This window comes from Ruania alkalisoli, from assembly GCF_014960965.1.
GTDB lineage: Bacteria > Actinomycetota > Actinomycetes > Actinomycetales > Beutenbergiaceae > Ruania > Ruania alkalisoli.
This window is the reverse complement of sequence record NZ_CP063169.1, coordinates 1,817,190-1,838,870: the sequence shown is the minus strand read 5'-3', so window position 1 is coordinate 1,838,870 and position 21,681 is coordinate 1,817,190. Positions and strand designations below refer to the sequence as shown.

Genomic DNA, 21,681 nt, shown 5'->3' with positions numbered 1-21,681 from the left:
TCAGCGAGTTCGGTCTCGAGTGCGGAGGGTGACGTGGGATCGGCGAGGTTCAGAGGGTGCCGAGCCAGTTGCGCAGCAGTTCGGCGCCAGCGTCCCCGGACTTCTCCGGGTGGAACTGGGTGGCCCGCAGTGGGCCGTTCTCGGCAGCAGCGACGAATCGCGTCGGTCCGTGCTGGGACCAGGTGACGTCGACGAAGTCGGGCGCGCTGCGGGCGGCGTAGGAGTGGACGAAATAGAAGCGTTCGCGCTCGATCCCCGCGAAGAGCGCGCTGTTCTCGGGGGGCTCGACGGTGGACCAGCCCATGTGTGGCACGACGGGGGCGTCCAGCCGTTCGACGACGCCCGCCCACTGGTCGAGTCCGTCGGCCGGGTCACCGTGCTCCTGCCCGCGGGTGAACATCACCTGCAGCCCGACGCAGATGCCGAGCACCGGCCGGCCTCCGGCGAGCCGGAGGTCGATCAGTCGCGGGGCACCGACGTTCCGCAATCCCTCCATCACGGAGGCGAACGCCCCCACACCGGGGACGAGGAGCCCATCGGCGGCCAGGACGCTGGCGGGATCGGCGGTGAGCTCGACCGCTGCGCCCACACGTTCGAGAGCGCGGACGGCGGAGCGGACGTTGCCCGACCCGTAGTCGAGGACGACGACGCGCGAGGTGGTCATGGGCGCTTCCTCTTGGTCGCCTTCGAGAGGAGCCGGGCAGCCTGCCACCGGCTCAGCTCCTTCGGTGCCAGCCGACCGGGTGCCTGCGCCGGCGGAAGGAGGCCGAGCAGCATCTGTTCGACGACGTCGTCCGCGTGCGCGAGCATCAACCCGGCGGCGACCTCCTCGCCTGCCTCTCCTGCGTCGTACTGGCGGCCCGTGATGGTGCCGGTCAGGCCCTCGTCGCCGGTTCCGAGGCGCGCCGTGAGCAGCACCACCCCGGCCTTGGAGGTGCGCGAGAGCGTGGCTGCGAGCTCATCAGCCTCGGCCGGCGGACCGCCGAGCAGCTCGCTCGGATCGTCCCCGGTCGTTTCGATCACCCGCACCGCGACGGCGCCCCGTCGGGTGGGCACGATATCGGCGTCGATCTTCGCCATCGCGCACAGTCCCGCGAGCGCCGGCGCGGATGCGATCGGGGTGAGCACCACGGCAACCACCCGGCGGGGCGCAGACCCACCCGGACCCTCTGCCGAGGGCTGAGAATCCTCCGCCGAGGGCTGAGACTGCGCACCGGCGGCCACGCCCGGGCGATCCTGCCCGTGGCCGTCGCCGCCGGGATCTGCCGGACCGATCGTCCGGTCCGGCTCGACGGCGTCACCGAACTCCTGCGCGAAGGCTGCCTCGAAGGCGTCAGCGTCGAACTCCGGCTCTTCGGGAGGCGGAGTGTCCTCTCTCCCGGTCACAGCAGCCCCTTCGTCGACGGCACCCCCGAGACGCGGACGTCGGGTGCCACCGCGGCCCGCAACGCCCGCGCCAGTGCCTTGAACTGCGCCTCGACGATGTGGTGCGGATCGCGACCGGCCAGCACCCGCACGTGCAGGCAGATGCCGGCGTGGAAGGCGATCGCCTCGAGCACGTGCCTGGTGAGCGAGCCGGTGAAGTGACCGCCGATGAGGTGGTACTCCTGCCCGGCCGGTTCACCGGAGTGCACCAGGAACGGGCGCCCGGAGACGTCGACGACAGCCTGCGCGAGTGCCTCATCCAGCGGAACGAGCGCGTCACCGAAACGTGCGATCTGGGACTTGTCACCCAGGGCCTGTCGCAGCGCCTGCCCCAGGCAGATCGCCGTGTCCTCCACGGTGTGGTGGACATCGATGTCGGTGTCACCGCTGGCGCGCACGGTCAGGTCGATGAGGGAGTGCTTGCCGAGCGCGGTCAGCATGTGGTCGTAGAAGGGAACGGTCGTGGCCACATCCACCGCACCGGTGCCGTCCAGGTCCAGCTCCACCATCACGCTCGACTCGGAGGTGGTGCGCTCGATCCGCGCCACCCGCCTCGTCTGCTCCTCGGACTGGCTCATCGGCCGGTCACCTCCTTCAGTGCGCCCCGGAAGGCGGCCATCTGGTCAACGGTCCCGATCGAGACACGCAGGTACTGCTTCGGTCCAGTCTCCCGGATGAGTACGCCCCGGTCGAGGAGCCCCTGCCACACGGCGTGACGGTCCTCGAACGGGCCGAACAGCACGAAGTTCGCATCGGTGTCGGCCACCGTGAAGCCCTGGTCGCGCAGCCAGGTCACGCACGCGTCGCGCTCGGCCCGCAACTGCGTCACCTGCGCCTGCAGCGCATCGGTGTGCCGCAGCGCCGCTCGGGCCACCGCCTGCGTCACGGCCGAGAGGTGATAGGGCAGGCGCACGATGCGCAGGCAGTCCACCAGCCGCGGCGCCGCCGCGAGGTAGCCCACACGTGCCCCAGCGAGTGCGAAGGCCTTGGACATCGTCCGGGCCACTGCCATGTGCGGGTAGTCGGCCAGGACCGACAGGGCTGAGGGGGTTCCCTTACGACGGAACTCCGCATACGCCTCATCGACCACGAGAATCGTCGCGGCGCCGTCAGGTCCGGTGGTGGCGCACGCATCCGCGATGGCGCGCACATCCGCCAGGGGCAGGGCCGTTCCGGTCGGGTTGTTGGGGCTGGCCAGCAGCACGACGGCGGGGCGCACCTGTGCGATGTGGGCGATGGTTGCGTCGGGGTCCAGCGAGTAGTCCGGACGGCGGCTGCCCTCCACCCAGTGAGTGTGGCTGTCGCGCGCGTACTCGGGGTACATCGAATACGTCGGGCCGAACGACATGACGGCACGGCCGGGGCCACCGAAGGCCTGCAGCAGGTGGAGCATCACCTCGTTGGACCCGTTCGCTGCCCAGAGGTGGTCAGCGGTCAGGCCAGAGGCGCCGGACTCCCGCTCCAAGTACGCGGCCAGCTCGGCCCGCAGGTCACGGAAATCACGATCGGGGTACCGGTTCAGCCCAGCCGCGGCCGCCGCGACGGAGGTTGCGATGTCCTCGATCACCTCCGCCGGCGGGGCGTAGGGGTTCTCATTGACATTGAGCAGATGCGGGACGTCAAGCTGAGGTGCGCCGTAGGGCTGCTCACCGACGAGGTCGGGACGCAGGGGAAGCTCGGGGGCGAGAGAATCGGGCACGCACGCCAGTCTAGGCGTGCCCGCGCCCTGTTCCGCCCGATGACCGGGTGGCGGACGGGAACGTGCTCCGACTGTGCTGCCGGCCCTGGTGGTGCGGTCCTCAGGACTGCGGCGTCACCAGTGCGGCGGCCATCGGACCGGGGCGTCACCGGCCGGTGCGAGCGCCGGGCCACCGGTTCCCGTACGCAGCTCAGACGGAGTCGCGCCCGCTGAGCCGGTCCAGGAACCGCTCCAGCGGGATACTCCCGCTCTGCCAGGGAGTGAGGATCCAGGCGATCAGGTAGGCGATCAGCCCCACGCCGGGCAGCAGGAACGCGATCACCATCAGCACACGCACCAGGACCACGCTGACATTGGCCTGGGCGGCGAGACCACCGCAGAGCCCACCGACCAGGCGGTCGGGTCCCCGTCGGTAGCCAAAGTTGCGGATCGCATCGAAGAAACGAGTCATGCCACCTACGCTAGGTCCGGCGCGGCCGATCCCACATCAGGGATCGCCCTGAAACCGGCCCTGAAACCGGCCCTGAATCCGGCCCCGAGACCAGCACCGAGAGCGGGCCCTGACACAGGTCTGAGTCCAGATCCGGGACGTGCCCGCTGGAGCCCTGGTTCAGCGCTCGCGCCGGAGCGTGGCGGCCCGTCCGTGTGCCGGCAGGTCTTCCGACTCGGCGAGAGTCACCAGGTGATCGGTGACGTCGTCGAGTCCTTGAGCGTCGTAGCAGATCACCTGCACCGACTTCAGGTAAGCCTGCACACCCAGTCCACTCGCGTACCGGGCGGTCCCGCCGGTGGGGAGTACGTGGTTGGAGCCGGCGATGTAGTCCCCCAACGGCACCGGGGAGTGCGGGCCGACGAAGATGGCACCGGCGTTGTGGATCCGCTCCGCAACGGCCGCAGCATCGGCGGTGTGGATCTCCAGGTGCTCGGCTGCGTAGGCATCCACCACCTCGATGGCGTGGTCGAGGTCATCCGCCAGCACGATGCCGGACTGGGCACCGGTCAATGCGGTCCGGATCCGCTGTGCGTGCTTCGCCCCGTCGGCCTGAGCACCGATCTGGGCGGCCACAGCCTCGGCAAGCGCCGGTGAGTCGGTCACCAGCACCGATCCCGCGGCTGGGTCGTGCTCGGCCTGGGAGATCAGATCGGCGGCGACATAGGCCGGGTCGGCACTCTCATCGGCCAGCACCGCGATCTCCGTGGTCCCTGCCTCGGAGTCGATCCCCACCACACCGAGCACCGCACGCTTGGCCGCGGCGACGTAGATGTTCCCCGGCCCGGTGACCACGTCCACCGGTGGGCAGCTGTTCGCCGGATCCACCGCACGGGGTGTTCCGGCAGCACCTGCGGTGCCGTTCGAGCCGTTGCTGCCGTTCGAGCCGTTCATCTCGGTGGTCACGCCGTAGGCGAACATGCCGATCGCCTGCGCTCCCCCGGCGGCGTATACCTCGTCCACTCCGAGCAGGGCGCATGCGGCGAGGATCGTGGCGTCGGGCAATCCGTCGTTGTCCTTCTGCGGCGGGCTGGCCACGGCGAGCGAGCCCACGCCGGCCACCTGTGCGGGCACGACGTTCATGACCACCGACGAGACGAGGGCTGCCAAGCCACCCGGGACGTACAGGCCGACCCGCTGCACCGGAACCCAGCGCTGACGTACCTGCGCGCCGGGGCCGAGTGACGTCGTCGCCTCCTTCGGCACCTGTGCCTCGTGGCCCAGCCGGGCCCGCCGGATCGCCTCCTCGAGCGCAGAACGGACGGTGGGGTCCAGTGCCTGCAACGCCTGCGTGAGCGCCTCGACGGGGACGCGCAGACTGGGCGGCCGGACGCCGTCGAAGTTCTCGGCAAGGTCGGCCAGGGCTCGGGCGCCCTCGTGGCGCACCCGGTGCAGGATCGGACGCACCCGCTCGGTGGCGACGTCGATATTGACCTCGGCTCGAGGCAGTGCCTCCCGGAGCTCGACCGGGGTGAGGGTCCGTCCTCGCAGATCGATGGTGCGCAGCATGGGCTCGAGTCTACGGCGGGGCGATAATGGTGCGATGACTCGCCCAGCCGCTGAACCCGTGCCCATCACTGACGAGATGATCCGCCTCGGCCAGCTGCTCAAGCTCGCCGGGCTCGTGGAGGACGGGGCCTCGGCCCGGCTGCTGCTTGCCGACGACGCGGTCCAGGTCAACGGGCAGGTGGAGACCCGCCGGGGCCGTCAGCTCGTGTCCGGTGACGAGATCGAGATCGACCTTCCCACCGGCGTCCGGAGGCTGCGGGTCACTGCCTGAAGCTCACACCAGGCAGTTCGGCCCCAGAAGCGCCTTCAGATCTCCGAACAGCGCTGGGGTGCGTTCCACGCGGAGCGCGTCCTCGAGCCGCATCACCGTCGCCCGGCCAGGCGATGTGAGCCGCACGTGCACCTCGGTGACCCCGGGGTGGGTGGAGAGCACGTCCCGCAACTGCAGGAGCACGGGTTCGCTGCATCGAGCCTCGGGGATCCGCACCGTCACCGGGGCCGACTCCCCCGCAGTCACGTCCGGCAGGGTCACCTCCATCGCCTGGAGCGAGAGCGTCTCGTCCCTGCGCCGGATCCGGCCCTTGACCACCACCACCTGATCCTGAGCGAGCGCCGTGGAGTAGGCCAGGTAGGTCTCACCGAAGAACATCACCTCGACCGAGCCCTCCATGTCCTCGATCGTGACGGCGGCCCAGGGGTTGCCCTGTTTGGACATCTTCCGCTGGAGGGAGGTGATGAGACCGGCGATCGTGACCGTCGACCCGTCCGCCCTGGTCTCATCGGTGGTGAGGGTGGCGAGGGAGACGTCGGCCGCCTGAGTGAGCACGTGTTCGATACCCGAGAGGGGGTGATCGGAGACGTACAGGCCGAGCATCTCCCGCTCGAAGGCAAGCTTCTGCTTCTTGTCCCACTCCGGCAGGTCCGGTACCTCCACGGCGAAACCTGAGGAACCCGCCCCGTCGCCGTCGTCGTCACCACCGAGCCCGGCGAACAGATCGAACTGCCCCTCGGCCTCCTTGCGCTTGACCCCGATGACGGCGTCGACCGCCTGCTCGTGGATCATCAGCAGTGAACGGCGGGTGTGCCCGAGCGAGTCGAACGCTCCTGCCTTGATGAGGGACTCGATGGTGCGCTTGTTGCACACCACCGCTGGAACTTTGTCGAGGAAATCGGTGAAGGAGGTGAACGCTCCCTTCTCCTCCCGCGCCTTGGCGATCGCTGCCACCACGTTCTGACCCACGTTGCGCACGGCAGCGAGCCCGAAGCGGATGTCCGCCCCGACCGGGGTGAACTGCGCGGCCGAATCGTTCACGTCCGGCGGCAGCACCGTGATCCGCATCCGCCGGCACTCACCCAGGTAGAGAGCGGACTTGTCCTTGTCATCGCGCGTGGATGTCAGCAGGGCGGCCATGTACTCGGCCGGGTAGTGCGCCTTGAGGAAGGCGGTCCAGTAGGAGACGACACCATAGGCAGCCGAGTGGGCCTTGTTGAAGGCATAGTCGGAGAACGGCAGCAGGATCTCCCACAACGTCTTCACCGCCTTGGCGGAGTAGCCGTTCGCCTTCATCCCGGCCTCGAAGTTGGTGTACTCGGCATCGAGCACCGACTTCTTCTTCTTGCCCATCGCGCGCCGGAGCAGGTCGGCTTGGCCGAGCGAGTAGCCAGCCAGCTTCTGCGCGATCTCCATCACCTGCTCCTGATAGACGATCAGGCCGTAGGTGGTGCCAAGGATCGACTCCAGAGGTTCGGCAAGCTCAGGGTGAATCGGGGTGATCGGCTGCTGGCCGTTCTTGCGCAACGCGTAGTTGGTGTGGGAGTTCGCACCCATCGGACCTGGCCGGTACAGGGCACCGACGGCGGAGATGTCCTCGAAGTTGTCCGGCTTCATCATCCGCAGCAGCGAGCGCATGCCTCCGCCGTCGAGCTGGAAGAGACCGAGCGTCTCCCCCCGTCCGAGCAGCTCATAGGTGGCCCGGTCGTCCAGGGTGAGCTCCTCCACCCGCACCGGTTCCTTGCCGTTGACCACGATGTTGTCGAGGGCGTCATCGAGGATGGTGAGGTTGCGCAGCCCGAGGAAGTCCATCTTCACCAGGCCGAGATCCTCGCCGGCGGGGAAGTCCACCTGGGTGATCACGGCGCCGTCCTGTTCGCGGCGCATGATCGGGATGATGTCCAGGAGCGGTTCGCTCGCGATCACCACACCCGCCGCGTGGACGCCCCACTGGCGCTTGAGGTTCTCCAGGCCGCGCGCCGTCTCCAGCACCCGCTGTGCCTCAGGGTCGGAGTTGACCACCGATCGGAACTCATCCGCCTCGGCATATCGCTTGTCCTCCGGATCGAACATGCCTGCCAGGGAGACGTCCTTGCCCATCACCGCAGCCGGCATCGCCTTGGTGAGCTTCTCTCCCATCGCGAACGGGTACCCCAGCACACGGGAGGCATCCTTGAGGGCCTGCTTGGCCTTGATCGTGCCGTAGGTGACGATGTAGGTGACCTTGTCCTCGCCGTACTTGTCGCTGACGTACTTGATCACCTCACCGCGCCGGCGCTCGTCGAAGTCGATATCGAAGTCCGGCATCGACTCGCGTTCGGGGTTGAGGAAGCGCTCGAAGATCAGGCCGTGCTCGAGCGGGTCCAGCTCGGTGATGCTCATCGCGTAGGCGGCGATCGACCCGGCCCCGGACCCACGGCCCGGACCCACCCGGATACCGTTCTCCTTGGCCCAGTTGATGAAGTCGGCGACCACGAGGTAGTACCCGGCGTATCCCTTACCGGTGATCACCTCGATCTCGTACTCGGCCTGCTTGCGCGAGGCCTCCGGCACGACGCCGCCGTACCGCTCCTGCAGCCCCACCTCGACTGCCTTGACGAAGGTGGAGACCTCATCCTCCCCCTCCGGCACCGGGTAGTGGGGCATGTACCGGCCCACCTCCTCCGTGAAGGCCACCTCACACTGCTCGGCCACCCGCAGGGTGTTGTCGCAGGCCTCGGGGAACTCGGCGAACAGCTCGCGCATCTCCTCGGCGGACTTCAGGTAGTAGCCGCTGCCGCCGAAAGCGAACCGCTTCCCGCCCTGATCGTAGGTCGGCTCCTCCAGCGTCGACCCTGACTGCACGCACAGCAGGGCCTCGTGGGCGTGGGCGTCCTCGTGCTTGGTGTAGTGCAGGTCGTTCGTGGCCAGCAGTGGGGCGTTGATCTCTTTGGCCAGCCGCAGCAAATCCTGAGTGACCCGGCGCTCGATGTCGAGCCCGTGATCCATCAGCTCGACGTAGTAGTTCTCCTTGCCGAAGATGTCCTGCAGCTCGCCCGCCGCCCGGACCGCTTCCTCGTACTGGCCCAGGCGCAGGCGGACCTGCACCTCACCCGAGGGACATCCTGTGGTGGCAATCAGCCCCTTGCTGTAGGTCTCCAGCAGCTCGCGGTCCATCCGCGGCCACTTGCCCAGCTGCCCCTCCAGCGAAGCCAGAGAGCTCATCCGGAACAGGTTGTGCATCCCCGGGGTGTCCTTGGCGAGGATCGTCATGTGCGTGTACGCACCCCGGGCGGACACGTCGTCGCCGGCCTGATCGGCCTCACCCCATCGCACGCGGGTCTTGTCGAACCGGCTCGTCCCCGGGGTCACGTAGGCCTCGACGCCGATGATCGGCTTGATTCCGTACTTGCGTGCCTTGGACCAGAAGTCGTAGGCCCCGAACAGGTAGCCGTGGTCGGTGATCGCCACCGCGCTCTGCCCCAGGCGCTGGGCTTCGGAGAACAGATCGTCCAGGCGGGCCGCTCCGTCCAGCATCGAATACTCGGTGTGCACGTGCAGGTGGACGAAATCGGCTGCCATGCGTGCCAGTCTACGAGGTGCCACCCACGATCAGCCGGTGCCCGCACGGGTCGGTCCAGACCTGAGGTGGACCTACCATCGCAGGAACTGTCCCGCCCCCAGAGAGGCCCCATGAGCTTCCCCTCCCGCCCGTGGCAGCAGGTGGCCGCAGCCGCCGGCCTGCTCACCTCAGACGGCGCCACCCGGCCGACGATCTTCGCCGAGATGACGGCGCTGGCCACCCGTTCCGGGGCCGTGAACCTCGGTCAGGGCTTCCCGGATGAACCCGGTCCCCCAGCTGTGACCGCCGAGGCAAGCAAGGCCATCCTCGACGGCGTCAACCAGTATCCGCCCGGCCCCGGAACTCCCCGGCTCCGGCAGGCGATCGCCGACCACCAGCTGCGACACTACGGACTGCGACCGGACCCTGACCGCGAGGTGCTGGTCACCACCGGGGCAACCGAGGCGATCGCCGCCGCCGTGCTCGCCCTGGCCGGCCCCGGGGACGAGGTCCTCACGCTGGAGCCCTACTACGACTCCTATGCGGCCACGATCGCCCTCGCCGGTGCGCGCCACACGCGGGCAGCGCTTCGACCCGGCCCCGACGGATGGCGGCTCGACCTCGAGAGCCTGCGCTCCGCCGTCGGCGATCGCACCCGCGTGATCCTGCTGAACAGCCCCCACAACCCGACCGGAGCGGTGCTCACTGCGGCCGAGCTGTCGGAGGTGGCCCGGCTGGCGCGGGCCCACGATGCGATCGTGGTGACCGACGAGGTGTACGAGCATCTGACCTACGACGGCGTCACTCACATCCCGATCGCCACACGAGCCGGGATGGCCGATCGCACCCTGACGATTTCCTCGGCCGGGAAGTCGTTCTCGGTGACCGGATGGAAGATCGGCTGGGTCAGCGGGCCGGCACCGCTGGTGGATGCGGTGCGCGCCGTCAAGCAGTTCCTCACGTACACCAGCGGTGCCCCGTTCCAGCCCGCGGTGGCTCTCGCTCTCGACCTGGAGACCACCGACGGCCCGGACGCCCACTGGCTGCGCGGGCTGCGCGCCTCTCTGGCACGCCGCCGCGACCAGTTGAGCGAGGGGTTGCGCGCGGCCGGCCTGCCTCCCGTTCCCGCGGCGGGGACCTACTTCGTGATGGCCGACGCCACCGCACTCCTCACCGGACCCCTTGCCGGCACCGGCATCAGCACCGGTGCCGAGCTGTGTCGCCGGCTGCCGGAACTGTGCGGGGTAGTGGCCGTCCCGGCGACCGCCTTCACGACCGCCGGCTCCCCGGTGACAGAGTCTCTGCGCCGATGGGTGCGATTCACCTTCGTCAAGTCCGAGGCAACGATCGCTGAGGCGATGCAGCGGCTGACGAGACTCAAGAACGCAGCACCCTGATCACAGACCGAAGAGCGCGTCCGGGAGCAGGTGCGGGATGCTCACGACTGCCCAGAATCGACCGAACCGACCCACGATCGAGATCGCAGCGAAGGACCACCACCTCATCCTCACCGACCCGGCAAGCACTGCCACCAGTGCGTAGGGCGGAACACCGGCGAAGGCACTGACACCGGTGACGGCCAGCGGTCCCCAGGCATGGGTGGTGCACCACTCCTCGATCCTGCGCATCCGCTCCCGCCAGCGTTCATTCGGGCGGGAGCGCCACCGTGCCACATCCAGGACGCCGCGGCCGACCAGGTAGGAGAGCATCTTCCCGGCAACCTGACCGATCGCACCCGCGAGGGCCAACCAGAGCGGCGGGACGTCGGTGACCAGGACCGCCCCCACGAGATAGGCCTCGGCCGGTAGCACCATGAGGACCGCCGACAAGAAGCAGTAGCCGAAGGCAGCGGCCAGCGACCACCAGTCGGCGCCCACTCCTCAGGACCCACCGGGCCGAAGCATCTTCACAGCGTCGCGGTGCCAGATCCCGGCCTCCTGGTAGCGCTTGGTACTGACCGCGTAGCCGAGTGCGGCGTAGAAGCCCAGGGCGGACTCCTGCGCGGAGAGCACCATCCGGATCTCGTCAGCAGGATCGCAGCGATCAGCATGTGCGGCGAGCGCCTCCCGCTCCAGCGCGGTCATCAGCACCCGTCCGACGCCGAGCCCGCGTGCGAGCGAGCGCACGGCGACGCGGGAGGCGTGTGCCATACCCGGGCCGTCATCGAGCAGCCTGGCCGTGCCGAGATCCTGCACACCATTGCTCGATCCCGTCTCCCGGACCGCCAGCAGGTGCCTGGTGCCAGGCTCATAGTCTCGATCATCGAGCTCGTCCGAGGGTGCCACGCCCTGCTCATCGACGAACACCTCGAACCGGATGGCGTGGACGCGTGCCACTGCCTGCGGGTCGGCGGCATCGACGGTCACGACGTGCACGTCAGGCATCGCGCAGACCGTCGAGGGCGTGCTGCAGGTCCTCGGGATAGGTGCTGCTCACCTCGACCCAGCTGCCGGATCCGGGATGGGTGAAACCCAGCCGCATCGCGTGCAACCACTGCCGCTGCAGCCCCAGGCGCCGGGCGAGCACCGGGTCGGCGCCATACGTCAGGTCTCCAGCGCAGGGGTGGCCGATCGCGGACATGTGCACCCGGATCTGGTGGGTGCGCCCGGTCTCGAGATGGATCTCGAGCAACGTCGCTCGTGCCATCGCCTCGAGGGTGTCGTAGTGGGTGATGCTGGGGCGTCCGTCGGCGACCACGGCCCACTTGTAGTCATGCTTGGGATGGCGTCCGATCGGTGCATCGACAGTGCCGGCCGTCGGGTCCGGGTGTCCCTGCACGAGGGCGTGGTAGACCTTCTCGACGGTGCGTTCCTTGAAGGCGCGCTTCAGCGTGCTGTAGGCGCGCTCGCTCTTGGCCACGACCATGAGCCCGGACGTACCGACGTCGAGCCGGTGCACGACTCCCTGCCGCTCGGCTGCCCCTGAGGTCGCGATGCGGTATCCAGCGGCCGCCAGTCCCCCGACGACCGTGGGTCCGTTCCATCCCGGGCTGGGGTGGGCCGCCACGCCGACCGGCTTGTCGACGACCACGATGTCGTCGTCATCGAGACGGATGGCCATTCCGGGCACCGGCTCGGGTGGCGTGGCCGGCTCGGGTGAGAGGTCCGGGATCGTTATTTCCAGCCACCCACCGGCGATCAGGCGGTCGGACTTGCCGAGCTCGCGCCCGTCGAGCACCACTGCACCGGTAGCGGCCAGCTCGGCGGCTTTGGTCCGGCTCAGTCCGAGGAGGCGGGCCAGCGCCGCGTCGACGCGCTCACCGGCCAGGCCATCCGGGACCGGCATCGACCGCACGTCAGTCATCGCGGTCCCCATCGCGATGCGTCGATGCGTCCTGCGAATCGTCCTCGGACGGTGCCGGCGATGCATCCTCGGAGGCATCATGGGTCGCAACGTCCGCCTCGTCACGGCCCACGTCCTGACCGGGTTGCTCCGGCGCGTTGGCCGGACGTCCGCTGACCGGAACCCCCCGGAAGCTCAGCAGCGCGATGCCGATGGCACAGACCACGATCGCGATATCGGCAATGTTGCCGACGAAGAAGCCCGCGTAGTTGATGAAGTCGACGACGTGCCCCACTCCGAAGCCGGGCTCGCGGAACAGGCGGTCGACCAGGTTGCCGAGGTTGCCGCCGAGCAGTCCACCCAGCACCAGCGCCCAGGATCGGGAGCCGAGCCGTCGGGCGAGAACGAGAATCACCACGGTCACCACAACGGCCGCGATGGTGAAGATCCATGTGGAGCCCTCGGCGAAAGAGAATGCCGCGCCAGGATTGAAAACCAGGCTGAGGCCCAGGAGATCACCGAGAAGCGGTTGGTAGCCGCCCTCCTCCAACCGACCCAGGACCAACTGCTTGGACACCTGGTCCACAACGAGGATCACCAGAGCGAGCGCCATCAGAAGGCCGCGGGCGCGATGGCGCACGGGGGAGGTATCGGCAGCCAGGTCCGCAGCGCGGTCGTCGGGCCCGTCGTCGTGCGTGCGTGATGCGCCAGCCATGGCGGTCGGTCTCCTCGGTCATGACGACGGCGGGCCCCCGGCTGCGGGGACCCGCCGTCTCAACAATGCTCTGGCTTCGCCTACGGGCGACGCGACTCGCTCTCGTCGCCGCTGTACTGGGCGGCGATACTGCCACGACCCTCGACGTCGCTCAGCAGGCCTTCCAGGTAACTCTTGAGACGAGTCCGGTAGTCGCGCTCGAAGACGCGCAACTCGTCGATCTTGCGCTCCAGGAGCGAACGCTCGCTCTCGAGCTGGCTGAGCGTGCGGTTGCGCTGCTCGTCGGCCTCCCGGGTGAGTCGCTCACCCTCCAGGCGGGCTTCGGACAGCAGACGCTCCGCCTCGGCCTTGCCGTTGTTGACGTACTCATCGTGCAGGCGCTGGGCGAGTTGCAGCATGCCCGTCGCCGACTCCGGTTCCGTACCACTGGCAGCCATCTCGGCAGCGGCTGCCTCGGCATCGGGCGCTGCCGGCTCCGCCGGTGCGTCATGCGCGGGCTGTTCAGCCGGTGCGGCCTGCTCGGCGGGCTCCTCGGCGGCCACCGGAGAGAACTGCGTGGTCTGCTCGGCAGCGGCCTCGGCCGGAGCCGGAGCGCCGCTCGACAACTCGGCGATACGCCGCTCGGCAGCCTCGAGCTTGGCCTTCAACTCCTCGTTCTCGCCACCCACGACCCGGAGGGTGTTGACGACCTCGTCGAGGAAGTCGTCCACCTCGTCCTGGTCGTACCCCTCACGGAACTTGGTGGGTTGGAACTTCTTGTTGAGGACGTCGTCTGCCGTGAGCAGAGCCATTCTCGTCACCTCGGTCTGTGTCGGTCGGTTCAGCGATGGTGCTGACACGAAGTTTTGGGGGGTTCGGCGAGATCACCGTAGCGGATGATGACATCGTACGCGTCACATTGACGCCAGGCCTGCCAGGAGCGCAAGCAGGATCCAGCATGCGAAGAGCAGGATCAGAAAGCCGACGTCGAGCGCGATGCCACCGATCCGCAGCGGCGGGATCAAGCGACGCAGGGCGCGCAACGGCGGGTCGGTCGGAGTGTAGACGATCTCTGCGACGATGAGGGCAAGGCCCCGCGGCTTCCAGTCCCTGGCGAAGTGGCTCACCCAGTCGAAGCCCATCCGGACCAGCATGGCAACCAGGAAGAGCAGGACCAGGAGATAAAGGATCCCGAAGAGCCAGCCCACGTCAGCTCTGGTTGAAGAATCGGGTCGTGGTCTCGGGCTCGTGACGCTCGCTGGCGACCTCGACCGTGGCCGGTGAGAGCAGGAACACCTTGTTGGTGACCCGCTCGATGCTTCCATGCAGGCCGAAGATCAGGCCGGCGGAGAAGTCGACGAGACGTTTGGCCTCGGCGTCGGTCATGTCCGTCAAGTTCATGATCACGGGAGTCCCCGCGCGGAACGCCTCACCGATGGACTTCGCATCCGTGTAGGTGCGCGGATGCACCGTGGTGATCCGACGCAGGTTGCGGCCGCTGTGGGAGGCGGCCTGACTGATCGGGGTCACCTGAGCCTCCTGTACCGCGCCGACGTAGTCGTCGTCCTCGTGGTCGTGGTCGACCTGCTCGTACCCGTCGACGTAGGACTCCTCGGCGTATCGTTCCTCACGCTCGGCCTCAGCCTCGGAGAGGCCGAGGTACAGCATCGTCTTGCGCAGCGCTCCCATGCCTGCTCCTCTTCTGATCGGGCCAACCGGACGATCGGCGTCTGTCTAGACGCTAGACCAGGGTCACGGCCCACCAGCGCCAAGAGCCTCGGCGTGTCGTTCGAGACGCACGACGCCGGCGAACCTCCCGGTCTGGCCATCGCGCCGGTAGGAGTAGAACCGCGGGTCCTCGCGTGTGCACACGGCATGGTCGTCCACCTCGGTCACTCCTGCCGCGCGCAACTGAGTCTGGACTCCGGCACGCAGGTCCAGCGCCGGGCTCCCCTGCCAGGTGCGCGCGGCCAGTGACGGGAGCAGATCGAGGCACTCGCGCTGCATCTGCTCGGGAACCTCGTAGCAGCGCCCGCAGATGGCCGGCCCGACTGCCGCACGCCGCACCTCGAACCCGGCGCCGCGCATCCGCGCGACTGCCTGCCCAACGATCCCGGCAAGGACCCCGCGGCGCCCAGCATGCACCGCAGCCACCGCCCCCGGCACTCCTCGGTCGTTCACACCGGCCAGCAGCACCGGGAGGCAGTCGGCCACGAGAACTGCGGCCGCAGCGCAGGGATCGGTCAGCACGACGGCGTCGGCCACAGACTCCTCGCCCACGGGCTGCCCGGGCCGCGGATCGAGCACGACGTCGCAGGCGTGGACCTGGGTCAGGAAGACGACAGGAGCCCCAGCACGATCGCTCAGCAGCTGGCGGTTCGCTTCGACGGCTACTGGATCGTCTCCCACCGCCGCACCCAGGTTGAACGTGTCGTAGGGGGCGCTGCTGCGACCGCCGGCCCGGGTGGTGAACGCAGCCCACACGCCGGGGCCCAGATCGGCGGTCAGCACCTCACTTGAGGAAGTCAGGCACGTCGAGGTCGTCATCTCGTCGGCGGGAGTCCTCGTCGAAGACGCGCGGCACCTCGAGCGGGTTCGCCACAGGCTGCGGTTCGGCGGCTCGCTCGGGGGCGGGGGCCGGGACGACAGGAGTCGTCTCCGCCTCGTCCTCGGGCTCCTCCGCCCGGGCGGGGACAGCCGGCGCCTCACGCACCTCGTTGGCCGGCGCGGCCGCAGGTGCGGCAGCGGCACGTGCGGCGGGTGCCACACCGGCCCGGCCGGGAGCACCGCTGTCGAATCCGGCAGCGATCACCGTCACCCGCACCTCGTCTCCGAGCGCGTCGTCGATGACCGCCCCGAAGATGATGTTGGCTTCCGGGTGAGCGGCCTCCTGCACCAGGCGGGCCGCCTCATGGATCTCGAACAGACCCAGGTCGCTGCCACCCTGGATCGAGAGGAGCACCCCATGGGCGCCGTCAATGCTCGCCTCCAGCAGCGGCGACGAGATCGCCAGTTCCGAAGCTTGGACGGCACGGTCCTCACCGCGGGCCGAGCCGATGCCCATCAACGCGGTCCCGGCACCCTGCATCACGGATTTGACGTCGGCGAAGTCGAGGTTGATCAGACCCGGGGTGGTGATCAGGTCGGTGATGCCCTGCACACCGGAGAGCAGCACCTGGTCGGCCGACTTGAACGCATCCAGCACGGAGACGTTCCGGTCACTGATCGAGAGCAGACGATCGTTCGGGATGACGATGAGGGTGTCGACCTCCGAGCGGAGGGATTCGATCCCGGAATCGGCCTGAACCCCCCGACGGCGCCCCTCGAAGGTGAACGGGCGTGTGACCACCCCGATCGTCAGAGCGCCGAGCGACCGGGCGATCTTGGCAACGACCGGCGCACCACCGGTGCCGGTCCCGCCCCCCTCGCCGGCGGTGACGAACACCATGTCGGCGCCGCGCAGGACCTCTTCGATCTCCTCGGTGTGGTCTTCGGCCGCCTTCTTGCCGACCTCAGGATCGGCGCCAGCGCCCAATCCGCGGGTCAGTTCTCGTCCGACGTCGAGCTTGACGTCGGCGTCGCTCATCAGCAAGGCCTGGGCGTCCGTGTTGACGGCGATGAACTCCACGCCCTTCAACCCGACCTCGATCATGCGGTTGACGGCGTTGACGCCGCCGCCACCGATCCCGACCACCTTGATGACCGCCAAATAGTTCTGCGGTGCCGCCACGTCGATCCCTCTCGTCCGGTGCTCGTGCTCGGGTTCTGCTGACCCACGTTTCAAACCCTAACCCTCAACTTGAGAGTAAGAGTTATGTCATTCTCTGGCACCTATGACGCTAGGTCTCCCGCCCCTGCAGGGCAACGACATCGGCGGGTGTGTCGCACAAGCATGTGCCTTGTGCCCAGGGCTCATCCGGAGGTGATCGGTGAACGGGGCGCGGAAACGTCGTACCGGCCGGCCTCCACCTGAAGCAACGTGCGTAGCACCTCGACCTTGAGGTCGTTCTCCGCCGCACTGCCCCACATCACCTCCGCACCGCCGGCCAGCGTGAGCACCACCTGGTACGGCGTCTGGGCACCGGCGCTGATCACATCCGTACGCAACTCGCCCGGAAGTGCCGCCAGGACCGTCAAGACAGCGTCGAGGGAGTCGGCCGCCGCCTCCTCCCCCAGTGGGACGGTGACCGCGGCGAGGCCTTCGACCGGTTCGTCGCGGCGCGCCACCACGACGGCGTCGGCGTCCAGCACGGCGTATCGGTCACCGTCAGCGACCACGGCGACGGGTACGCGCGGCTCGATCGCGATGGTCAGGCCGTTGGGCCACGCGCGCCGCACCTGAACATCCCGGACGGCAGTCAGAGCGGTGATCTGCTCCGCGAGCGCCCCGGTATCCACGCGGGCGAGGGGCTCACCATGCGCGACCTGTGCCAGCTCGAGTACCTCTTCCTCCGACACGAACGACGAGGTCCCGCTCACCTGCACGTCCTCCGGGTGAACGGTCAGCACCGGTGAGGCGAGCACGACCCAGCCGAGCACCCCCACAGTCAGCACCGAACCCACCACCGCGAGCACCATCCGCCACCGCAGCCGGCGCACCACCGCCCGGCGCTCGCGAAGCCGCTCCGCCAGCTGGCCCACTCCAGCAGCGCCTGGGTCAGCGGCACGCTGCAACTCGCCCCGGGATCGACCAGTGGTCGCCGGCCGGTCGGCTCCGGACCGGGACCGTCGCTGCGCGGGGCTCTGTTTCGACCGATCGGCTTTCCGGTCTGTTGTCGTCTGGTCGGTCGCTTTCCGGTCTGACTTCGTGGCAACTCTACGGTCCGCACTCTGCGCGGCCGGGCGGGAGCGCTCGGCACGCGTGGACACCGGTCCGCGGTCCTCGCCCGGGCCCGTCGCGCGCGGACGCGGTTGTGCCGGGGCCCTCATCCGCGCTCCCGGAGCCGGTCGAGGACCACCTCGCCGAGGACGGTCACGTCGCCGGCACCGATGGTCATCACGAGGTCACCCTCCTGGGCGAGGTCGGCGACCGTGTGCGCGGCCTGGCGATGGTCGGGCACGTACCGGGCCCCAGGCAACCGGTCGGTGATGAGCGCCGAGGTCACTCCGGGCCGCGGTTCCTCCCGCGCGGGATAGATCGCCGTGAGGATGACCTCGTCTGCGCCCGCCAGAGCATCGGCGAACTCCGCTGCGAAGGTCTGGGTGCGTGAGAACAGATGGGGCTGGAAGAGGACGAGCAGGCGACCTGCACCGACCGCCCCTCGTCCGGTCCGAACGGCCGCTGCCACCTTCGTCGGGTTGTGGGCGTAGTCGTCGACCACCCGCACACCCGCGACCGTGCCCCGGTCTTCGAACCGCCGGGCAGTGCCGGTGAACGTGCCGAGTCCCACCGCCATCGTCTCGGCGTCCACGCCCAACTCGACCCCGGCGCTCCACGCCGCCGCGGCGTTGCGCAGGTTGTGCTCACCCGGGACCGCGAGTCTGAGCCCGACCTCACCCTCCGGCGCCAGCAGCCGCGCGCTCGCCGACGACGGTTCGAGAGCAATGCGGTCCAGCCGCACGTCGGCCGCAGGGTGCGAGCCGTAGGTGCGCACACGCGTTCCACTGGCCCGCACCCGGTCGGCTAACCGTGCGGCGCCCTGGTCGTCGGCACAGGTGATCACCAGTCCGCCGGGCACCACGCGCCGGGCGAAGTCGTCGAAAGCGGCCTCGAACGCTGCGGGAGTGCCATAGTGGTCGAGATGGTCGGGTTCGATGTTCGTCACGATCGCGACCCGTGGGGTGTAGTTGAGGAAGGACCCGTCGGACTCGTCCGCCTCGGCCACGAAGACCTGGCCCTGCCCGGCACGGGCTCCGGAGCCCAGCGCAAGCACCGCTCCGCCGATCGCGAACGAGGGATCGCCTCCCGCGTCCCGCAACGCGACCGCCAGCATCGCCGAGGTCGTGGTCTTGCCGTGGGCCCCGGCGACGGCCACGAAGTCCTTCCCGGCGGAGGCCTGCGCGAGGGCGACCGACCGGTGCACGATCTCGATCCCGGCCTCTCGTGCGGCGCGTAGCTCGACGTTGTCGGAGCCGATCGCCGACGAGACGACCACCAGATCGGCACCCAGCACGTGCTCGGCGGCGTGGCCCACATGGACCGTCGCACCGAGTTCCGCCAGGCGTCGCAGCACGGCCGAGTCCTGCCGGTCCGATCCCGAGACCTGGGCCCCGCCTGCGAGCAGGAGCTCGGCGATCACCGACATACCGGCACCACCGATCGCGATGAGATGGACCTTCATCGCGTCCTCCTTCCCTCCGCCGCCTCACGGACCAGGTCGGCCAAGCGCGCAGCGCCGTCACGGACACCGGCGGACGAGGCCGCCTGACCCATCGCTCGCAATCGCTCACTGTCGGCGATCAACGGCAGGACGCGCTCCCGCAGCCAGTCGGTGGTGAGTTCCTGGTCCTCGACCAGCAGTCCCCCGCCGGCCTCGACGACGCCGGTGGCGTTGCGGCGTTGCTCGCCGTTTCCGACCGGCAACGGCACGTACACAGCAGCGATCCCGAGCGCGGCGAGCTCACTGACCGTCCCGGCCCCGGCACGGCCGATCATCAGATCGGCACACGCCAATGCCTCGTGCATCTCGGTGAGGTACTCCACGGCGTGGTAGTGAGCTGCGACGTCCGGGGGCATCGCCGAGCGTGCAGCGAGCACCGGCTCGAGCTTGCCACGGCCGGTCGCGTGCAGCACTTGCGCACCGGCGGCCACGAGCTCAGCTGCGATCGTCGGGATCTGCTCGTTCAACCGCAGGGCCCCGAGTGAGCCGCCTGTCACTAGGACGGTCCTACGATCAGGGTCGAGTCCACATGCGCGTGCACCGTCCCTGGCCCGTCCCCACGCGTCGGTCGCACGCGCGGCCACCAGATCCGCGATCGGGCGCCGCAGCGGCAGACCCACCCAGCGCGCCTTCGGCAGTGGGGTACCGGCGAAGGTCACCCCCACGGCCTCAGCCCACCTCGCTCCGAGACGGTTCGCGAGGCCTGGGAGCGCATTCTGCTCATGGATCACGATCGGTACGCCCAGCCGACGAGCCGCCAGGTAGGCCGGGGTGGCCACGTAGCCGCCGAAGCCCACCACCGCACGGGCCCCGCCGACGGCGTCCCTCGCCGTCCGTATCGCCCGTCGCCATCGTCTGGGGAACCGGAGCGCGTCGAGGTTGGGCCGCCGGGGCATCGGCACTTTCTCGATCACTGTCAGCTCGAGACCGGCGGCCGGAACCAGGTCCGCCTCCAGCCCTTCGGCCGTACCGAGCACAGTCAGAGCCACGCCGGGTTCACGAGCCTGCAGTTCGGCGGCGGTAGCCAGCAGCGGGTTGACATGGCCGGCCGATCCGCCGCCGGCCAGCACGATGTGATCAGCCACGCCCGCTGCCCCCGGCTGCGATCACGGCCAGGGAACGTCGCATCGAGCCGCGGCGGGCGGCCATCGCCTCCTTCGCGCCGGGCTCGTCGCGCGCGAAGGCCAGCACCACGGCCAGCGCCGCGATCGTCGTCACCAGCGCCGACCCTCCCTTGGACAGCAGCGGCAGCGGTACACCGATCACCGGGAGCAGACCAATGACCACAGCGATGTTCACCATCGCCTGCCCGAGGATCCAGCACCCGATAGCGGCCGTGGTGATCTTCACGAACGGGTCCCGATGGCGCCGGATCACGCGAGAGAAACCCACGGCGAGGGCCGCGAAGAGCGCGAGCACCAGCAGGCACCCCAGCAGGCCGAGCTCCTCACCGATGATGGCGAAGATGTAATCGTCCTCGGCTGCCGGCAGCCAGAGCCACTTCTCGCGTGATGCCCCCAGGCCCACGCCGGAGATTCCACCGGTGCCCAGGCCCTCGAGGGCGCGTAGGGGCTGCATGCTCGCGCCCAGCGGGTCGTCGTCACCGCCCATGCCGAGGAACTGCATCACACGCCTCGTGCGGTTGCCGGAGGAGATGACGAGGAACGCCAAGCCCGCCACCACGGCCGATCCCGCTACCACGAACTTCGAGATGGGTACACCTGCGACCCAGAGGGCGCCGGCGACGAGCATGATCAGGATCAGGCCCGTACCCACATCATGGCTGTAGATCACGGTACCGAGGAACATGCCGGCGACCAGCACCGCTGGGAAGAGCACGTGCCCCCAGTGCTGCAAGAGCCGCCCTTTGGTCGCCAGGACCGCACCCAACCAGATCGCGAGGCCGAACTTGCCGAACTCCGAGGGTTGGAGCCCCACGCCAGGAGCGAAGTACACCCACGCAGCGTTGCCTCCGGCGGCCACAGCGAACGGTGTGAAGAGTAGGGCCTGCAGCGCCAGGGTGCCGAGCATCGCCGGCCACGCGAGCAGGCGGATCCACCGCACTGGGAGCCGGGTGATGATCACGGCACCGACCACCGCGACTGCGGCGTAGATCGCCTGATTACGGAAGCCACCGGTGATGGAGTCACCATCGTGCAGGGAGGGGATCGAGGACGCCGAGAGCACCATGATGAGGCCGAGAGCCAGCAGCAGGAGCGTCGCGCCACCGATCAGGTAGTAGCTGGTCACCGGGGACTGCCAGGCCGCGCTCTGAGCCCATGGCGCCCGGCGTGTGCGTGAGGGCTGTGCGGACCGCGGCTGACGCGCCTGTGGAGGTTTCCGAGCAGGCGAACGCTGAGGCTGTGTCGTCTTGGCTGTCTTCTTCGCTGTCGTGCGCGTCGAAGGCGACTTCTTCGCCGATGCGGTCCGCGTGGCGGATCGCCGGCGGG

Annotated in this window: 22 protein-coding genes; 2 read left to right on the top strand and 20 right to left on the bottom strand. The window is 69.0% G+C overall.

Annotation, left to right across the window (positions count from 1 at the left end; translation table 11 throughout):
• Nucleotides 1-49: 49 nt before the first annotated feature.
• From hisH to hisD, 6 genes are all read right to left on the bottom strand, one after another.
• Nucleotides 50-664: an imidazole glycerol phosphate synthase subunit HisH gene (gene hisH / locus IM660_RS08030; protein ID WP_193498811.1), complete on the bottom strand. Its 615-nt coding sequence runs from the start codon at nucleotides 662-664 to the stop codon at nucleotides 50-52.
• Entirely contained in the window at nucleotides 661-1,386 is a 726-nt protein-coding gene (locus IM660_RS08025) for a hypothetical protein (RefSeq protein WP_193498810.1), read from the bottom strand. Before IM660_RS08025 ends, hisH begins: the two co-directional genes overlap by 4 nt.
• Nucleotides 1,383-2,003, bottom strand: a complete 621-nt coding sequence (gene hisB / locus IM660_RS08020) for an imidazoleglycerol-phosphate dehydratase HisB (protein ID WP_193498809.1) — start codon at nucleotides 2,001-2,003, stop codon at nucleotides 1,383-1,385. Before hisB ends, IM660_RS08025 begins: the two co-directional genes overlap by 4 nt.
• On the bottom strand, nucleotides 2,000-3,124 hold the full coding sequence (locus IM660_RS08015) for a histidinol-phosphate transaminase (protein ID WP_193498808.1): 1,125 nt from the start codon (nucleotides 3,122-3,124) through the stop codon (nucleotides 2,000-2,002). The genes hisB and IM660_RS08015 overlap by 4 nt, the downstream gene beginning before the upstream one ends.
• Before the next feature lie 190 nt (nucleotides 3,125-3,314).
• Complete coding sequence (locus IM660_RS08010) at nucleotides 3,315-3,575, bottom strand: PspC domain-containing protein (RefSeq protein WP_193498807.1); 261 nt, start codon at nucleotides 3,573-3,575, stop codon at nucleotides 3,315-3,317.
• A 159-nt stretch (nucleotides 3,576-3,734) separates the two neighbouring features.
• Nucleotides 3,735-5,123 (bottom strand): histidinol dehydrogenase, encoded by a 1,389-nt coding sequence (gene hisD / locus IM660_RS08005; RefSeq protein WP_193498806.1) that lies wholly within the window; start codon nucleotides 5,121-5,123, stop codon nucleotides 3,735-3,737.
• A 34-nt stretch (nucleotides 5,124-5,157) separates the two neighbouring features.
• On the opposite strand from hisD, the gene IM660_RS08000 reads away from it, so the two are divergent.
• Nucleotides 5,158-5,394, top strand: coding sequence for an RNA-binding S4 domain-containing protein (locus IM660_RS08000; RefSeq protein ID WP_193498805.1), 237 nt, complete (start codon nucleotides 5,158-5,160; stop codon nucleotides 5,392-5,394).
• Between the two features lie 3 nt (nucleotides 5,395-5,397).
• Here the strand turns inward: IM660_RS08000 and dnaE are convergent, their stop codons facing one another.
• Complete coding sequence (gene dnaE, locus IM660_RS07995) at nucleotides 5,398-8,955, bottom strand: DNA polymerase III subunit alpha (protein WP_193498804.1); 3,558 nt, start codon at nucleotides 8,953-8,955, stop codon at nucleotides 5,398-5,400.
• A gap of 111 nt (nucleotides 8,956-9,066) precedes the next feature.
• Between dnaE and IM660_RS07990 the strand changes: the two genes are divergently transcribed.
• A complete protein-coding gene (locus tag IM660_RS07990) occupies nucleotides 9,067-10,332 on the top strand; it encodes an aminotransferase class I/II-fold pyridoxal phosphate-dependent enzyme (RefSeq protein WP_193498803.1) in 1,266 nt (421 codons plus the stop codon).
• Here the strand turns inward: IM660_RS07990 and IM660_RS07985 are convergent, their stop codons facing one another.
• The 13 genes from IM660_RS07985 to IM660_RS07925 form a co-directional block, all read right to left on the bottom strand.
• A complete protein-coding gene (locus IM660_RS07985) occupies nucleotides 10,333-10,812 on the bottom strand; it encodes a YqaA family protein (RefSeq protein ID WP_193498802.1) in 480 nt (159 codons plus the stop codon).
• A gap of 3 nt (nucleotides 10,813-10,815) precedes the next feature.
• Nucleotides 10,816-11,319 (bottom strand): GNAT family N-acetyltransferase, encoded by a 504-nt coding sequence (locus IM660_RS07980; RefSeq protein ID WP_193498801.1) that lies wholly within the window; start codon nucleotides 11,317-11,319, stop codon nucleotides 10,816-10,818.
• The gene (locus tag IM660_RS07975; protein ID WP_193498800.1) at nucleotides 11,312-12,238 is read right to left on the bottom strand and encodes an RluA family pseudouridine synthase; all 927 of its coding nucleotides are present in this window, start codon (nucleotides 12,236-12,238) and stop codon (nucleotides 11,312-11,314) included. The genes IM660_RS07980 and IM660_RS07975 overlap by 8 nt, the downstream gene beginning before the upstream one ends.
• The gene (gene lspA, locus IM660_RS07970) at nucleotides 12,231-12,932 is read right to left on the bottom strand and encodes a signal peptidase II (protein ID WP_193498799.1); all 702 of its coding nucleotides are present in this window, start codon (nucleotides 12,930-12,932) and stop codon (nucleotides 12,231-12,233) included. Before lspA ends, IM660_RS07975 begins: the two co-directional genes overlap by 8 nt.
• An 80-nt stretch (nucleotides 12,933-13,012) precedes the next feature.
• Nucleotides 13,013-13,723, bottom strand: coding sequence for a DivIVA domain-containing protein (locus IM660_RS07965; RefSeq protein ID WP_193498798.1), 711 nt, complete (start codon nucleotides 13,721-13,723; stop codon nucleotides 13,013-13,015).
• A gap of 102 nt (nucleotides 13,724-13,825) precedes the next feature.
• The gene (locus tag IM660_RS07960; RefSeq protein WP_193498797.1) at nucleotides 13,826-14,119 is read right to left on the bottom strand and encodes a YggT family protein; all 294 of its coding nucleotides are present in this window, start codon (nucleotides 14,117-14,119) and stop codon (nucleotides 13,826-13,828) included.
• Between the two features lies 1 nt (nucleotide 14,120).
• A complete protein-coding gene (locus IM660_RS07955) occupies nucleotides 14,121-14,600 on the bottom strand; it encodes a cell division protein SepF (RefSeq protein ID WP_193498796.1) in 480 nt (159 codons plus the stop codon).
• A gap of 63 nt (nucleotides 14,601-14,663) precedes the next feature.
• Nucleotides 14,664-15,458, bottom strand: a complete 795-nt coding sequence (locus tag IM660_RS07950) for a purine nucleoside phosphorylase YfiH/LACC1 family protein (protein ID WP_193498795.1) — start codon at nucleotides 15,456-15,458, stop codon at nucleotides 14,664-14,666.
• The gene (gene ftsZ / locus IM660_RS07945; protein ID WP_193498794.1) at nucleotides 15,424-16,641 is read right to left on the bottom strand and encodes a cell division protein FtsZ; all 1,218 of its coding nucleotides are present in this window, start codon (nucleotides 16,639-16,641) and stop codon (nucleotides 15,424-15,426) included. The genes IM660_RS07950 and ftsZ overlap by 35 nt, the downstream gene beginning before the upstream one ends.
• Before the next feature lie 182 nt (nucleotides 16,642-16,823).
• Nucleotides 16,824-17,552 (bottom strand): cell division protein FtsQ/DivIB, encoded by a 729-nt coding sequence (locus IM660_RS07940; protein ID WP_193498793.1) that lies wholly within the window; start codon nucleotides 17,550-17,552, stop codon nucleotides 16,824-16,826.
• Between the two features lie 284 nt (nucleotides 17,553-17,836).
• On the bottom strand, nucleotides 17,837-19,192 hold the full coding sequence (gene murC, locus IM660_RS07935; RefSeq protein WP_193498792.1) for a UDP-N-acetylmuramate--L-alanine ligase: 1,356 nt from the start codon (nucleotides 19,190-19,192) through the stop codon (nucleotides 17,837-17,839).
• A complete protein-coding gene (gene murG / locus IM660_RS07930; protein ID WP_246465211.1) occupies nucleotides 19,189-20,316 on the bottom strand; it encodes an undecaprenyldiphospho-muramoylpentapeptide beta-N-acetylglucosaminyltransferase in 1,128 nt (375 codons plus the stop codon). The genes murC and murG overlap by 4 nt, the downstream gene beginning before the upstream one ends.
• On the bottom strand, nucleotides 20,309-21,481 hold the full coding sequence (locus IM660_RS07925) for an FtsW/RodA/SpoVE family cell cycle protein (protein WP_246465210.1): 1,173 nt from the start codon (nucleotides 21,479-21,481) through the stop codon (nucleotides 20,309-20,311). The genes murG and IM660_RS07925 overlap by 8 nt, the downstream gene beginning before the upstream one ends.
• Between the last annotated feature and the right edge of the window lie 200 nt (nucleotides 21,482-21,681).